General features: G+C 76.1%; 13 protein-coding genes. 3 read left to right on the plus strand and 10 right to left on the minus strand.

The features are described from left to right. Window positions 1-18: 18 nt before the first annotated feature. Window positions 19-1,131: an ATP-dependent DNA ligase gene (locus tag ABZW14_RS12880; RefSeq protein WP_355344352.1), complete on the minus strand. Its 1,113-nt coding sequence runs from the start codon at window positions 1,129-1,131 to the stop codon at window positions 19-21. A 135-nt stretch (window positions 1,132-1,266) separates the two neighbouring features. Here ABZW14_RS12880 and ABZW14_RS12885 point away from each other — a divergent pair, with 135 nt between their 5' ends. Both ABZW14_RS12885 and ABZW14_RS12890 read left to right on the plus strand, forming a co-directional pair. Then, entirely contained in the window at window positions 1,267-1,479 is a 213-nt protein-coding gene (locus tag ABZW14_RS12885) for a hypothetical protein (RefSeq protein WP_355344355.1), read from the plus strand. A gap of 65 nt (window positions 1,480-1,544) precedes the next feature. Beyond that, the gene (locus tag ABZW14_RS12890) at window positions 1,545-1,967 is read left to right on the plus strand and encodes an SRPBCC family protein (RefSeq protein WP_355344358.1); all 423 of its coding nucleotides are present in this window, start codon (window positions 1,545-1,547) and stop codon (window positions 1,965-1,967) included. Here ABZW14_RS12890 and ABZW14_RS12895 read toward each other — a convergent pair. Continuing rightward, complete coding sequence (locus ABZW14_RS12895) at window positions 1,942-2,454, minus strand: GNAT family N-acetyltransferase (protein ID WP_355344361.1); 513 nt, start codon at window positions 2,452-2,454, stop codon at window positions 1,942-1,944. The two genes, ABZW14_RS12890 and ABZW14_RS12895, sit on opposite strands and share 26 nt — an antisense overlap. Window positions 2,455-2,538: 84 nt before the next feature. On the opposite strand from ABZW14_RS12895, the gene ABZW14_RS12900 reads away from it, so the two are divergent. After that, window positions 2,539-3,060: a DUF1990 domain-containing protein gene (locus tag ABZW14_RS12900; RefSeq protein WP_355344364.1), complete on the plus strand. Its 522-nt coding sequence runs from the start codon at window positions 2,539-2,541 to the stop codon at window positions 3,058-3,060. Here ABZW14_RS12900 and ABZW14_RS12905 read toward each other — a convergent pair. The 8 genes from ABZW14_RS12905 to ABZW14_RS12940 form a co-directional block, all read right to left on the minus strand. After that, window positions 3,054-3,968: a DNA-3-methyladenine glycosylase 2 family protein gene (locus ABZW14_RS12905; RefSeq protein ID WP_355344367.1), complete on the minus strand. Its 915-nt coding sequence runs from the start codon at window positions 3,966-3,968 to the stop codon at window positions 3,054-3,056. The genes ABZW14_RS12900 and ABZW14_RS12905 overlap by 7 nt on opposite strands. Window positions 3,969-4,150: 182 nt before the next feature. Then, a complete protein-coding gene (locus ABZW14_RS12910; RefSeq protein WP_355344370.1) occupies window positions 4,151-4,807 on the minus strand; it encodes a hypothetical protein in 657 nt (218 codons plus the stop codon). A gap of 207 nt (window positions 4,808-5,014) precedes the next feature. Next, window positions 5,015-5,803 carry a zf-HC2 domain-containing protein gene (locus ABZW14_RS12915; RefSeq protein ID WP_355344373.1) on the minus strand — a complete coding sequence of 263 codons (789 nt, stop codon included), beginning with the start codon at window positions 5,801-5,803 and terminating at the stop codon, window positions 5,015-5,017. Then, window positions 5,800-6,498, minus strand: coding sequence for a sigma-70 family RNA polymerase sigma factor (locus tag ABZW14_RS12920; protein WP_355344376.1), 699 nt, complete (start codon window positions 6,496-6,498; stop codon window positions 5,800-5,802). Before ABZW14_RS12920 ends, ABZW14_RS12915 begins: the two co-directional genes overlap by 4 nt. 82 nt (window positions 6,499-6,580) lie before the next feature. Next, on the minus strand, window positions 6,581-7,438 hold the full coding sequence (locus ABZW14_RS12925) for a fused MFS/spermidine synthase (protein ID WP_355344379.1): 858 nt from the start codon (window positions 7,436-7,438) through the stop codon (window positions 6,581-6,583). 13 nt (window positions 7,439-7,451) lie between these two features. Continuing rightward, window positions 7,452-8,405: a hypothetical protein gene (locus ABZW14_RS12930; RefSeq protein ID WP_355344382.1), complete on the minus strand. Its 954-nt coding sequence runs from the start codon at window positions 8,403-8,405 to the stop codon at window positions 7,452-7,454. Continuing rightward, window positions 8,402-10,876, minus strand: a complete 2,475-nt coding sequence (locus ABZW14_RS12935; RefSeq protein ID WP_355344384.1) for an SMC family ATPase — start codon at window positions 10,874-10,876, stop codon at window positions 8,402-8,404. Before ABZW14_RS12935 ends, ABZW14_RS12930 begins: the two co-directional genes overlap by 4 nt. Then, window positions 10,876-12,024: an exonuclease SbcCD subunit D gene (locus ABZW14_RS12940; protein WP_355344387.1), complete on the minus strand. Its 1,149-nt coding sequence runs from the start codon at window positions 12,022-12,024 to the stop codon at window positions 10,876-10,878. Before ABZW14_RS12940 ends, ABZW14_RS12935 begins: the two co-directional genes overlap by 1 nt. Window positions 12,025-12,034 lie beyond the last annotated feature (10 nt).

The following is a 12,034-nucleotide window of genomic DNA, read 5'->3' on the forward strand; positions in this document are numbered from 1 at the left end:
ATCGTGTGGACCGCCAGGCTACGCCCGGCCCGGCCCGTCGCCGACGGTCGCCGCCGGGTCCCCGCGCAGCACCTGGTCGACGTCGTAGCGGATCGGGCGCTCCAGCTGCTCGTAGGTGCAGGAGCGCGGGTCGCGGTCGGGACGCCAGCGGACGAACTGGGCGGTGTGCCGCAGCCGGTCGCCCTCCATCGCGTCGTAGCCCACCTCGACCACCAGCTCGGGGCGCAGCGGCTCCCACTCCAGGTTCTTGCCGCCGGTCCACCGGCTCACCCCGCCCGGGATGCGCTGCCCCCGCTCGTGGTCGCCGTGCACCCACGGGTGGTCGCCGCCGACCTCCCGGTAGGGCTCCAGCTCGTCCAGCAGCTCCTTGCGCCGGGCCGCGCTGAACGAGGAGCTGACCCCGATGTGGTGCAGCACCCCGGCGTCGTCGTAGAGGCCGAGCAGCAGCGAGCCGACCACCGGGCCGGACTTGTGCCAGCGGAAACCGGCCACCACGGCGTCGGCCGTGCGCGCGTGCTTGACCTTGAACATCAGCCGCTTGCCCGGCTCGTAGGGCAGGTCGGCCGGCTTGACGATGAGCCCGTCCAGCCCGGCCCCCTCGAACACGTCGAACCAGCGCCGGGCCGTCTCCGGGTCGGTGGTCACCTGGGTGACGTGCACCGGCGGCCGGACCTTCGCCAGTGCCTTCTCCAGGCGGCCCCGGCGTTCCGGATAGGGCCGGTCGGTCAGCAGCTCGTCGTCGAGCGCGAGCAGGTCGAAGGCGACGAAGTCGGCCGGGGTGGTCTCGGCGAGCAGCTTCACCCGGGAGGCGGCCGGGTGGATCCGCTGGGCCAGCAGCTCGAAGTCGAGCCGCGGCTGGCCGTCGGGGCCGTCCCGGCGGATCACGATCAGCTCGCCGTCGACCGCGCAGCGCTCCGGAAGCTGGCGGCGCGCCTGCTCCACCACCTCGGGGAAGTAGCGGGTCATCGACTTGCCGCCGCGGCTGGCGAGCTCGACCTCGTCGCCGTCGCGGAAGATGATGCAGCGGAAGCCGTCCCACTTGGGCTCATAGGTCAGGCCGGGATCGGTGGGCAGTTGGGGCACGCTCTTGGCCAGCATCGGCTCGACCGGCGGATTGATCGGCAGGTCCACGGCGACCAGTCAATCAGACCCCACCGACGGTCGTGAGGCAGATCACCGGCGGTGCCGGGCGGCGTGTCCGTTCCCGGGCTCGTTCGTCCCCCGCGACCGGATGGTGAAACCGCAGGTCAGCGCTAGGTTCGCGGCGTGCCGGAGTGGAGCTGCCGATGCTGCGGGCGCTGGCGGGTCAGCGTGGAACTGATCCGCGGGCGCCACCGCTACCGGCTGGTGCACCGCTACCCGGCGGAGCACGGCGGCGGCGCGAACGTCGTCGGCGAGGTGGCCTCGGTGGGCGAGCTGGAGGCGCTGCTCCGCCGGTACGCCCCGGTCGGCCTGGCCGACCTGCGCGAGGCGGCCTGACCGGGATCACCCGCCGTCGATCGCCGGCGTAGCCTGACCCTGATCGCGTCAGGGAGGGGACCGGGATGCGTTTCGTCGAGTCCGTCGAGATCGCCGCCGACGTCGACCGGGTCTGGGCGGTGCAGACCGACGTGGAGCGGTGGCCGGACTGGACGCCCTCGGTGACCTCCGCCCGCTGGCTCGCGCCCGGGCCCCTGGCCCTCGGCTCGTCGGCCCGGCTCGAACAGCCCCGGCTACGCCCGGCGGTCTGGCGGGTCACCGAGCTGGACCCGCCGCGCGCCTTCGTCTGGGAGTCCGACAGCCCGGGCGTGCACAGCCGGGGCGAGCACCGCCTCGTTCCGCTCGGCGACGGGCGGGTGCGCGCCGAACTGGCCATGGTGCAGACCGGGCCGCTTGCCGGGCTGGTGGGGCTGCTCGCCGGCCGGACCATCCGCCGCTACCTGCGGCAGGAGGCCGACGGGCTCAGGCGCCGCTGCGAGGGGGACTGACCGCGCCGGGCGCACTCGCGACGACCTTCTCCAGCACCGCCAGGCGGTTGCCGTTCTCATCCGGCCGGTGCGCCACGACCCGGTAGCCGCGCCGGGCGTACAGGCCCAGGTTCTCCGCGCTCTCCGCGCCGGTGAACAGGGCGAACCGGGCCACCCGCCCCACGCAGGCGGCCTCCACCGCACTGAGGAGCCGGCCACCGATGCCGCGGCCCTGCTGGTCGGGGGCGACCGCGAGGCGGCCCACGTGGGCGGTGTCGCCGTCGATGCGGGCGCGCACCGAACCGACGAGGCGGGGCCCGAGCCGGGCGGCCAGCACCACGGCCGGGCCGGCCAGGGCGGCGCGGACCTCGTCCAGCGTCTCGGTCAGCGGGGGCAGGAACACGTCCCGGTAGCGCTGCGCCTCGACCAGGTACGCGGCGCGCTGCACGGTGAGGATCTCGCCGGCGTCCGCGACGCCGGCCGGGGCGACGGTGAGCTGATCGGTCACCCGGCAACCTCACCACAGCCCGCCGGACCGGGCCCGGGCGGGCCGCCCGTACGCTGGCGGTGTCCGCGCGAGGGGGAGGCCGAGGTGCCCGAGCTGACGTACCCGGAGGTGGGGGCGACCCGCCAGGGACGCCTGCCGGCCGGCTACCACCACCTGCGCCACCGGGTCCGGCTGCCGGACGGCGGCTTCCCGGCCGCGGCCGACGCGGTGCTCGGCTGGCGCCTGCACCGGGCCGCCGGTGTGGTCATGCGCACCGACGCGCCCCGCGCCGCCGCGGGCGTGCGGGTCACCCCCGGGCTCGGCGTCGGCCCGCTGCGGCTCTGGGGCCCGACCGAGGTGGTCTGGACGGTGGACGAGCCGGACCGGGCCGGGTTCGGCTACGGCACGCTGCCCGGGCACCCGGAGATCGGCGAGGAGGCGTTCCTGGTCACCCGGACCGCCGACGGGATCTGGTTCGAGGTCACCGCGTTCAGCCGCCCCGCCCACTGGTACGTGCGCGCCGCCGGGCCGCTCGCCCGGGCCGTCCAGCAGGCGTACGCGTGGTGGCTGGGGCGGACCCTGCGCCGGCTCTGCGCCGGTCAGCGGCCCGCAGCCGGGCCTCAGTAGCCGGCGAAGGAGCGGATCGGGGCACGCGGGCCGTACTTCGGGGCCTGGATGCCGGCGGCCTCCAGCAGCACGCAGACCCGCCCGCGGTGGCCCCGGAACGGCTCCAGCAGGGCCAGCATCCGGGCGTCGTCGCCGCGCGGTTCTCCGGCCAGCGCCCAGGCCACCGTGTTCGGGACGTGGTAGTCGCCGACGCTCACCGCGTCCGGGTCCCCGTACGCGACGCGGACCACCTCGGCGGCGGTCCACGGCCCGATGCCGGCGATCGCGGTGAGCCGGCGGGTGGCCTCGGCGGCGTCGGCGCAGCGTTCCAGCCGGTCCGCGACGGCGGCCGCGCGGCGCAGCGTGTCGGCCCGCCGCTGCTCGACGCCGAACGGGTGGAAGACCCAGTACGGCGTGGCCGCCACCGCGGCGGCCTCGGGCGGCAGCAGCAGCGGCTGCAGCGGCCCCGGGGCCGCCTCCCGGAAGTGCCGCACGGTCGCCGCGTACGCCCGGTACGCCTCCTTGCCGGTGACCTTCTGCTCGAAGACGGCGCGCAGCAGCCGGGGGAAGACCTGGCCGGTCGTGGGCATCCGCAGCCCGTGGTGCTCGTGCGCCAGCCGGGCCACCAGCGGGTGTGCGCCGGCCAGCGCCGCGAACCCGGTCAGGTCGTCGCGCAGCCCGGCCACCGCGTCGGCCCGCTCGACCACCCAGTCCGCCCCGGGGCCGTAGCCCTCGGCGACCAGCTCGCCCGCCTCGGGGCGCAGCGCGAGGGTGCCCGGGCCGGCCGGGGTGCGGGTGGCCCACCAGAAGCTGCCGGCGGCGATCCGGGCGCACGGGTCGTACGGGCTGAAGGTGAGGGCGCGGACCGACGCGGCCAGCCGGTAGCCGGCCGGCGGGCGCAGCGTGCGGCGGGAGGCGGGGGAGGTCACCCCGCCACTCTGCCATGACCTCCGGCGTGACAGCGGACACGGCAGGGGGTGCGGCGCCGGCCCGAATCGGGCCGGCGCCGCGTGCGGGACGCGGGGCTGCCGGATCGCCGCCGTCCCGGGACCACGACGGTGGCCGGCCGCGCCCTCCCCGGCTGCGACCGGCCACCGTGTCCGTGGGTTGGTCAGTACGAGTAGCCCGAGTCGCCACCCGAGGTGCCCGAGTCGCCGGACGCCGGCGGGGCGACCGCCTTCGGGGTGCCGGTGGGCAGGCAGGTGAGGTTCTTCTTGCCGTTCGGGTCGACGACGAACCAGGTGCCGCCGACGCCCTGGCCCTTCCACTGGCCCGGCTTCTTGTCGCCGATGTAGCGGTAGACCGGCCAGCCCCCGATGGTGATCTGCCGGGTGCCGTCCTGGCGGGTGACCGTGCCGACCTTGTCGTCGGAGACGCCCTGGAGCTGCGGGTTGCCGTCGGTCAGGGCGGGCGGCCAGACCTGGGCGCACTTGTCGACGCAGTTGGACTGCGGCGGGTCGGCCGAGTCCTTGTCGAACCGGTACAGCACCCAGCCGTCCTGGTCGGTGACGACCTTGCCCATGCGGGGCAGCTTCTTGCCGACCAGTTCGTCGGTGAGTTGCACGTCGGACGGGGGCGCCTTGTCGTCGGCGGCCGCGTCCGGGGATGCGGAGGCTTCCGGTTCGGCCGACGCGGTGGGTTCGGCCGCGGCGACGGCGACCGGCTCGGCCGCGCTCGAGTTCGCCCCGTTGTAGCCTGCGGGGGCGCAGGCCGTTAGTGCGACCATCGCGCTCGCGACGATGACGGTCGTCCGCTTCAGGTGTGCCACGTGCCCTCCTCGTTCTTGGCAGTTCGCCGGGTAGTACGGGCGGCGCGCTGTCAAGGTTGAAGAGAAAAGGGTGCTCCATTTCACAGTGGATCCGTTGAACCGATCCGGCCGGCGGCGCGTGGGGGGAGCACATCGGGGTTGGTGCCCCGGCAACGACGGAACGGCGCCGGGCGGTGTCGCTGCCCGGCGCCGGCGTACCCGGCGGGATCAGATGTCGCCGACCGTCACCAGGGGGCTGGCGACGCCGTTGACGTCGACCGACTGCACCTGGATCTTCGCGATGTCCTTGACCGGGGCCGAGGTGGACGCGCTCAGCTCCAGGGGGAGCTGGTTGGTGTTCGTGCCGTAGCCGCCGCCCGGCACCGACCAGGTGGAGACCACCTCGCTGGTGGCGTTCTTCCGCACCACGACAAGGCGGCACGTGCGCGGCCCCGGCAGGCGGGTGAGCTGGAGGTTGATCTGGGTGCCGTACTCCTTCGACGCCAGCCACATGGTGGTCTTCACGCCGGTGCCGGGGTCGACGGCGTTGTGCTGGTCGCCCTCCTGCTGCTCCTTGTCACCGATGCCCGGGTCGTTGGGGTCCGGCGGCTCGCTGTCCGGCGGGGCGGTGATCGGCGCGGTGAGAGTCGGCTCGGCCTGCGGGATCGGTTCCGCGCCGCCGCCGAAGATGCCGGCCATGGCGACGCCGCTCAGGCCGCCGAAGACCACGACCGCGGCCGCGGCGGCGAAGACCTGCCGCATCCGGGTCCGCCGCCGGTCCCGGCGGACCGCCATGAGGGTACGGTCCAGCAGCGCCGGATCGGTGTGCGTCTGCTCCAGCGCGGCCATCGCCTCGCCGTCGATGCCGGAGAGCAGCCCCACCACCGGGACCATCGTCTCCAGTTCCGCCGCACACGCCCAGCAGGTGGCGAGGTGTTCCTCGAACCGCTCCGCGTCCTGCGGGTCCAGCACGCCGAGTGCGTAGGCGGCGACATCCATGTGGTCCGCGCGGCTCATTCCGTCACCCCCCTCTCCTGCAGAGCCGTGCGCAGCGCGCGCAGCGCGTAGTAGACCCGCGACTTCGCGGTGCCGAGCGGAAGGCCCAGCTCCTCGGCCGCCTCGGGCACGGTACGCCCCCGGAAGTACGTGGCCACCAGGATCTCCCGGTGCGACTGGCTCAGCGTACGCAGCGCGTCCGCCACCGTCATCGTGCGCAGCACCCGGTCGGTGCTGTCCGCCTCGGCGAAGGCGGTCAGGTCCCGGTCGTACGTCTCCGCCGGGCGGGCCTGCTCGCTGCGGTGCTCGTCGATGGCGATCCGCCGGGCCACCGTGACCAGCCAGGGGCGCAGCGAGCCCTGGCCCTGGACGCCCAGCCGGTGCGCGTTGCGCCAGGCCCGCAGCAGCGTCTCCTGCACGATGTCCTCGGCGCGCTGCCGGTCGCCGCCCGTCAGCCGCATGACGAACATCAGCAGCGGCCCGGCGTGCTCGGCGTAGAGCAGGCGGATGAGCTGGTCGGAGTGGCTGGCCTCGGTCGAGGTGGCCTGGTGGCGTCCGGGAGCCGGTCGCGGCGTCACCGGGTCATTCTGGCGATCGGAGGAACGGGCGTCGACCCCCCGGCCCGACCTCGACGCGCGCGACTGGGGCTGTGCCCGGGCGAACATCCACTCGGGCCGTGCCACCCCGCCGTGCCAGCCGGCCGCCACCGCATGCATGCAAGACCTCCGGTGTCCGATGACTCAGCCGACCCCCCACGGGCGTGGCCGCCCGGTGATACGCAGCGGTGCGCCGAGCGGATCAACGCCGGACGGAAAAAATTCCGGGCGGGGGCGGGGTGGAGTCGGTGGCGTCGGCGTCGTGGACCACCGGGGCGCCCCCGGCGAACCGGTCCAGTTCGGCGCCGGCCAGCACCCGGCCGGGGAACCAGTCCCCGGCGGCGCGCCGGGTCAGCTCCGGCACCGGTGGCTCCACCCTGGACGCGACGAGCACCAGGTTGCCGTAGCGCCGGCCGCGCAGCACCGCCGCGTCGCCGACCAGGCAGGCCCGGGGCAGCACGGTGCGCACCGTGGCGACCTGCCCGCGGGCGTGCCGCAGCGGCGGGCCGTCGGCGACGTTCGCGAGGTAGTAGCCGTCGGGGCGGAGCACCCGGGCCACCTCGGCGGCGTACTCCACCGAGGTCAGGTGGGCGGGGGTGCGGGCGCCGGCGAAGACGTCCGCGACCACCACGTCGTAGCTGCCGTCCCGGCTGGACGCCAGGGTGGCCCGGGCGTCGGCGACCCGGACCCGCAGCCGGGGATCGGCCGGCCAGGGCAGCTCGCGGCGCACCAGGTCCACCAGCGCGCCGTCCACCTCGGACACCCGCTGCGTCGAGCCGGGACGGGTGGCCTGGACGTAGCGGGGCAGGGTGAGCGCGCCGCCGCCGAGGTGCAGCACGCGCAGCGGCGCGCCGGCCGGTGCCACCAGGTCGATCGCGGCGGCCAGCCGCCGGACGTACTCGAACTCCAGGTGGGTGGGGTCGGTCAGGTCCACGTGGGACTGCGGTGCGCCGTCGAGCAGCAGCGTCCACGAGCCCGGCCGGTCCGGGTCGGGCACCAGCTCGGCCTGCCCGGTGTCGACCTGCGCGACCGCCCGGTCCGCGCCGCGTCGTCGGCCCATCAGCGCCGGCCCATCAGCGCCGGATCCCCCGGGCCGCCGCGGTGAGCACCCGGTGCAGCAGGCGGGCGTCGCCGAGCATCCCGCGCAGCCGGCGCTCCAGGCCGGCGATGGGGATCAGGTTCTGCGGGGCGCGCGGGTCCTTGTACGGGGTGGAGGCGAACCGGGGCAGCGTGACCAGCGACAGGTCGGCGAGCCCGATGGCCTCGGCCTCGGTCAGGTCGGCGGAGCACTCCACCCGGACGATGCCGGCCCACGGGGCGCCGCCGGCCGCCGGCAGCCGCAGGTACCACGAGTAGCCGCCCCACGCGGTGCCCAGCCGGAACACCGGGCAGCGCTGCCCCGGGGCCAGCCCGGTGACCACCGCGGTGAGCCGGCCGTCCAGGTACTGGCTGTGCTGGGTCTTGATGTAGCCGAGGGTGCGGGGGAGGTTCCGCCGGCTGCGCAGCGGCCCGTCCACCACCAGCAGGTCGCCGTCACTGCGCACCGCGTCGGAGACCGCCACCTCCAGGGCGGTCAGCGGGCCCTGCACGGCGGCGGGGAGCTTGCTCAGCTCGCCGGTGCCGCTCACCCGGTGCACCGGGTAGCGGATCGCGCCGGCCAGCACGTCCTGCGCCGACGGGCTGGCCGTGAACAGGCCCCGGCCCACCCGCGCACCGGCCAGCTCCGCCGCGCCCCGCTCCAGGTCGCAGCGGACCACCCCGGCCGCGTACGAGGCGGCGATGCCCGGGAACGAGCCGCCGTCGTCCTCGGCCGTCCAGACGCTGGCGTCGATCCGGCGTACCCCGTCGACCAGCAGCACCACGTCCGGGGCCGCGACGTCGCGCCGGACGTCGACGGCCCGCCAGTCGGTGGCGGGAAGCTCGACGTCGGCGTCGACCTGGGCGCTGCTCGGCGCCGCCGGCCCGCCCCCCGCCTCGAACGACGCCCCGTACGCCGGGTCCCACGCGTCGACGAAGAACCTCGTCACAGGCCCGTCCGTTCGACCCGCGCCGTGCGGGCGTCCTTGCGGACCTCGAAGCGCACCGGGATCCGCTCGGCGAGCGCCGGCACGTGGGTGACGACGCCGACCATCCGGTCGCCCCGGGCGGCCAGGTTCTCCAGGGTGGCCGCCACCGTGTCGAGGGTGGCCGCGTCCAGCGTGCCGAAGCCCTCGTCGAGGACGATCGACTCCAGGCTGGCCGCACTGGTGGACATCCCGGCGAGCTGCTCGGAGAGGGCCAGCGCCAGGGCCAGCGACGCCTGGAACGTCTCCCCGCCGGAGAGCGTGCGCACGCCGCGCCGCAGCCCGGCGTCGTGGTGGTCGACCACGAAGAACTCGCCCTTGTCGTGAACGAGGTCGTACTGGCCGCCGGACAGCTCGCGCAGGATCCGCGACGCGCCGTCGACCAGCAGGTCCAGCGCCTCGGCCAGCAGCCAGCGTTCGAAGTTGTTGGCCCGCAGGTGCCCGGCCAGGGCACGGGCCACCCGGGCCTCCCGCTCATGGCCGGCCCGCTGCTCGCGCAGGTCGGCAGCCTGCTCGCGGCGCTCCTCCAGCCGGCGCAGCTCGGCCTCCGCCCGCTCCACCGCCACCGCGGCGTCGCGCTGCGGGTCCTGCGGCGCGGGCAGCCCGGCGGCGTCGAAGAGCCCGCCGATCCGCTCCGCCACCTCGCCGGCCGCGGCCTCGGCGGTCCCGACGGCGGCGGCCAGCCCCTCCCGGTCGGTGCGCCGTCGCCCGGCCTGCTCGCCGGCCCACGCGGCGAGGGCTGCCCAGGCGGCGGCCACGTCGTCGCGGTCGGCGGCCGGTGGGCCGAACCGGGCCAGCCCGTCGCGGACGGTGTCGAAGTCGCGCCACGCCCGGCGCAGCCGCTCCTGCGCGCCGTCGAGCGCGCCGCGGGCCCGGCGGGCGGCGTCGCGACCGGCGCGTACCGCGCCCGCCGCCTCGTCCAGCGCCCGGCGCAGGCGGGCGTGCTCGGCCAGGGACCCGCGCAGCGCCTCCGGCGCGGCGGCGCCGGTGAGCTGCCCGTCCAGCTCGGCCAGCCGGGCCCGGAGCTGGTCGTGCTCGGCGCGGGCGCGCAGCAGCACCCGGTCCAGCTCGCGGGCGGCCGCGTCACGCTCCTGGACCACCCGCTTGGCCGCCTCGCTGGCCGCCCGGGCCGCCTTGCCGGCCGCGAGCGCCCGGGCCACCGCCGACCCCTTGGGCACGGCCGGCACCCGCGGGACCGGCTGCTCGCAGACCGGGCAGGGGCCGCCGTCGACCAGGTGCGCCCGCAGCGCCACCGCCTGGTCGGTGGCCTTCGCCTCCTCGTGCGCCCGGAAGGCCGCCTCCAGCTCCGCCTCGGCCCGCTCGGCCTCGGCCCGGGCCCCGGCGAGCGCCCCGGCCGCCGCGTCGTGCTCGGCCTGCGCCGCGTCCACCGCCGCGCGGACCGCCGCCGCCTCGCCGGTCAGCCGTTCCCGGTCGGCGTGGGCCTTGAGCTGGAGGCGCAGCGCGCTCTCGTCGCCGGCCGCGGCGAGCTCGCCGCGCAGCTTCTCCTCGCGCTCCTCGGCCAGCCCGACGGCGCCGGCCGCCTCGTCGGCGGCGGTCCGCGCGTCGGTCACCGCCCGGGCCAGCTCGGCGATCCCGTCCGGCGGCCGGACCCCGGCCAGCACGGTCAGTTCGGCGTCGAGCGCCGCGAGGGCGGTCGCCTGCTCGCGCGCCGTCGCCCGCACCCGCTCCAGCTCGGGTACGGCCGCCGCCACGGCCCCGGCCAGCTCGCGCATCGCCTCGACCCGCTCCCGGGCGGCGGCCAGGCTCTCCTCGTCGACGTCGGCGAGGCCGCCCAGCACCTTGTCGACCGCCTCCAGCTTCGCCTCGGCCTGCCCGGCGCGCTCGGTGGCCTTCTTCTGCACCTCCTCGTAGATGCCCAGCCCGAGGAGGTTGACGAGGATCTGCTGCCGGGTGGCCGGCTTGGCGTGCAGGAAGTCGGCGAACTGCCCCTGCGGCAGCACCACGCAGCTCGTGAACTGCTCGTAGGGCAGCCCGACCGCGTCCAGCACCGCCTGCTCCATCTCGGCCGGGGTGCCGGCCACCACCTCGCCGAGATCCTCCGGGCTGAGCCCGGTGTCGAGCTTGGTGACGTCGAACCCGGGCGGCATGAGCTGGAGCCCGGCGTTGGCGGTCTTCACCGTGCCCCGGCCGTCCCGGCGGACCACCCGGGTCGCCACGTAGCGGTCGCCGGCGGACTCGAAGACCAGCCGCACCCGCGCCTCCGTGGCCGAGGGGGCGAGGGCGTTGGCCAGCCCCCGCGTGCCGCCCCAGCGGGGGACCGTGCCGTAGAGGGCGAAGCAGATCGCGTCGAGCACCGTCGACTTGCCCGAGCCGGTGGGCCCGACCAGCGCGAAGAAGTCCGCGTCGGTGAAGTCGACCGTGGTCTCCTCGCGGAAGACGGTGAAGCCCGCCATGTCCAGCCGCATGGGCCGCATCAGTGGTCGACCTCCTCGAGCAGCTCGTCGAAGAGCTGCCGGACCTCGTCGTCGGCGTGGCCGCGGCTGCCCAGGTAGTCGGCGAACAGCTCGCGCGGCGAGCGGCCGGCCCGCTGGGCGGTGCGGGTGCCGCTGCCCGGGGCGGGCACCAGCTCCGGGTCGATGCGGATCTCCAGCGCCCGGGGGAGCAGCTCCTGCACCTCCTCGCGCAGCCCGGCGCGGGGCTGCTCGCGGACGTAGACCCGCAGCCAGCCCTCGGGCACGTCGATCTCGGCGAGCTGCGCCAGGGTGCCGCGGACCGTGCGCAGCGGGACGGCCCCGGGCACCGGCACCTCCCGGATCTGCGCGGCGGTCGCCGCGGTCACCTCGACGATCGTCACCGACCCGACGTTCTCCTGCTCGCCGAAGTCCACGGCGAGCGGGCTGCCGCTGTAGCGCACCGGGCAGGGGCCGATCACCCGCTGGGAGCGGTGCAGGTGGCCCAGTGCCACGTAGTGCGCGTTGCCCGGGAACACGGTGGCCGGCACCGCGTAGCCGAGCACGGTGTGCGCGTCCCGCTCGCCGCCGCCGGTGCTCGCGCCGACCACCGTGAGGTGGGCGGTGACCAGGTGCACCCGGTCCGGCTCGGTGAACCCCTCGGCCAGCCGGGCGAGCACCCGGCCCAGGTGGTCGGCGTAGGTCTGGTTGGCCTCGGCCGGGGTCAGCTCGTACATCTCCACGGCGCGCACGGCGTAGCGCTGGGAGAGGAAGGGCAGCGCGGCGACCTGCCAGCGCTCGCCGTCGCGCGTGGTGCCGTCGATGACGTGCTCGGCCGGATTCTCCCGAACGCTGCCCCGCAGCGTGATCCCGGCGGCCTCGGCCCACGGGCGCAGCGCGTCGAGCGCCGCGCCGTTGTCGTGGTTGCCGCCGATCGCCACCACGTCGGCCCCGGTGCGGCGCAGCGCGGTCAGCGCCCGGGTGACCAGCCGGGTCGCCTCCGGGGTGGGCGCGGCGGTGTCGTAGAGGTCGCCGGCCACGATCACCAGGTCGGGCCGCTCGACCCGGGCGATCTCGATCACCTGGGCGAGCACCTGCTTGTGCTCCTCGGCCCGGGACTGCCCCTTGAGGACCTTGCCGACGTGCCAGTCGGAGGTGTGCAGGATCTTCATGATCAGCCCT

It is taken from the genome of Micromonospora sp. NPDC004551, assembly GCF_040609975.1.
In the GTDB taxonomy this organism is placed as follows: domain Bacteria; phylum Actinomycetota; class Actinomycetes; order Mycobacteriales; family Micromonosporaceae; genus Micromonospora.

What these genes read in the sequence shown, in the direction of transcription:
- ABZW14_RS12890 (WP_355344358.1), top strand. Translation starts at nt 1,545, where the DNA reads ATGCGTTTCGTCGAGTCCGTCGAGATCGCCGCCGACGTCGACCGGGTC.
- ABZW14_RS12915 (WP_355344373.1), bottom strand. Translation starts at nt 5,803, where the DNA reads ATGAGCCGCGCGGACCACATGGATGTCGCCGCCTACGCACTCGGCGTG.
- ABZW14_RS12920 (WP_355344376.1), bottom strand. Translation starts at nt 6,498, where the DNA reads ATGCATGCGGTGGCGGCCGGCTGGCACGGCGGGGTGGCACGGCCCGAG.
- ABZW14_RS12925 (WP_355344379.1), bottom strand. Translation starts at nt 7,438, where the DNA reads ATGGGCCGACGACGCGGCGCGGACCGGGCGGTCGCGCAGGTCGACACC.
- ABZW14_RS12935 (WP_355344384.1), bottom strand. Translation starts at nt 10,876, where the DNA reads ATGCGGCCCATGCGGCTGGACATGGCGGGCTTCACCGTCTTCCGCGAG.
- ABZW14_RS12940 (WP_355344387.1), bottom strand. Translation starts at nt 12,024, where the DNA reads ATGAAGATCCTGCACACCTCCGACTGGCACGTCGGCAAGGTCCTCAAG.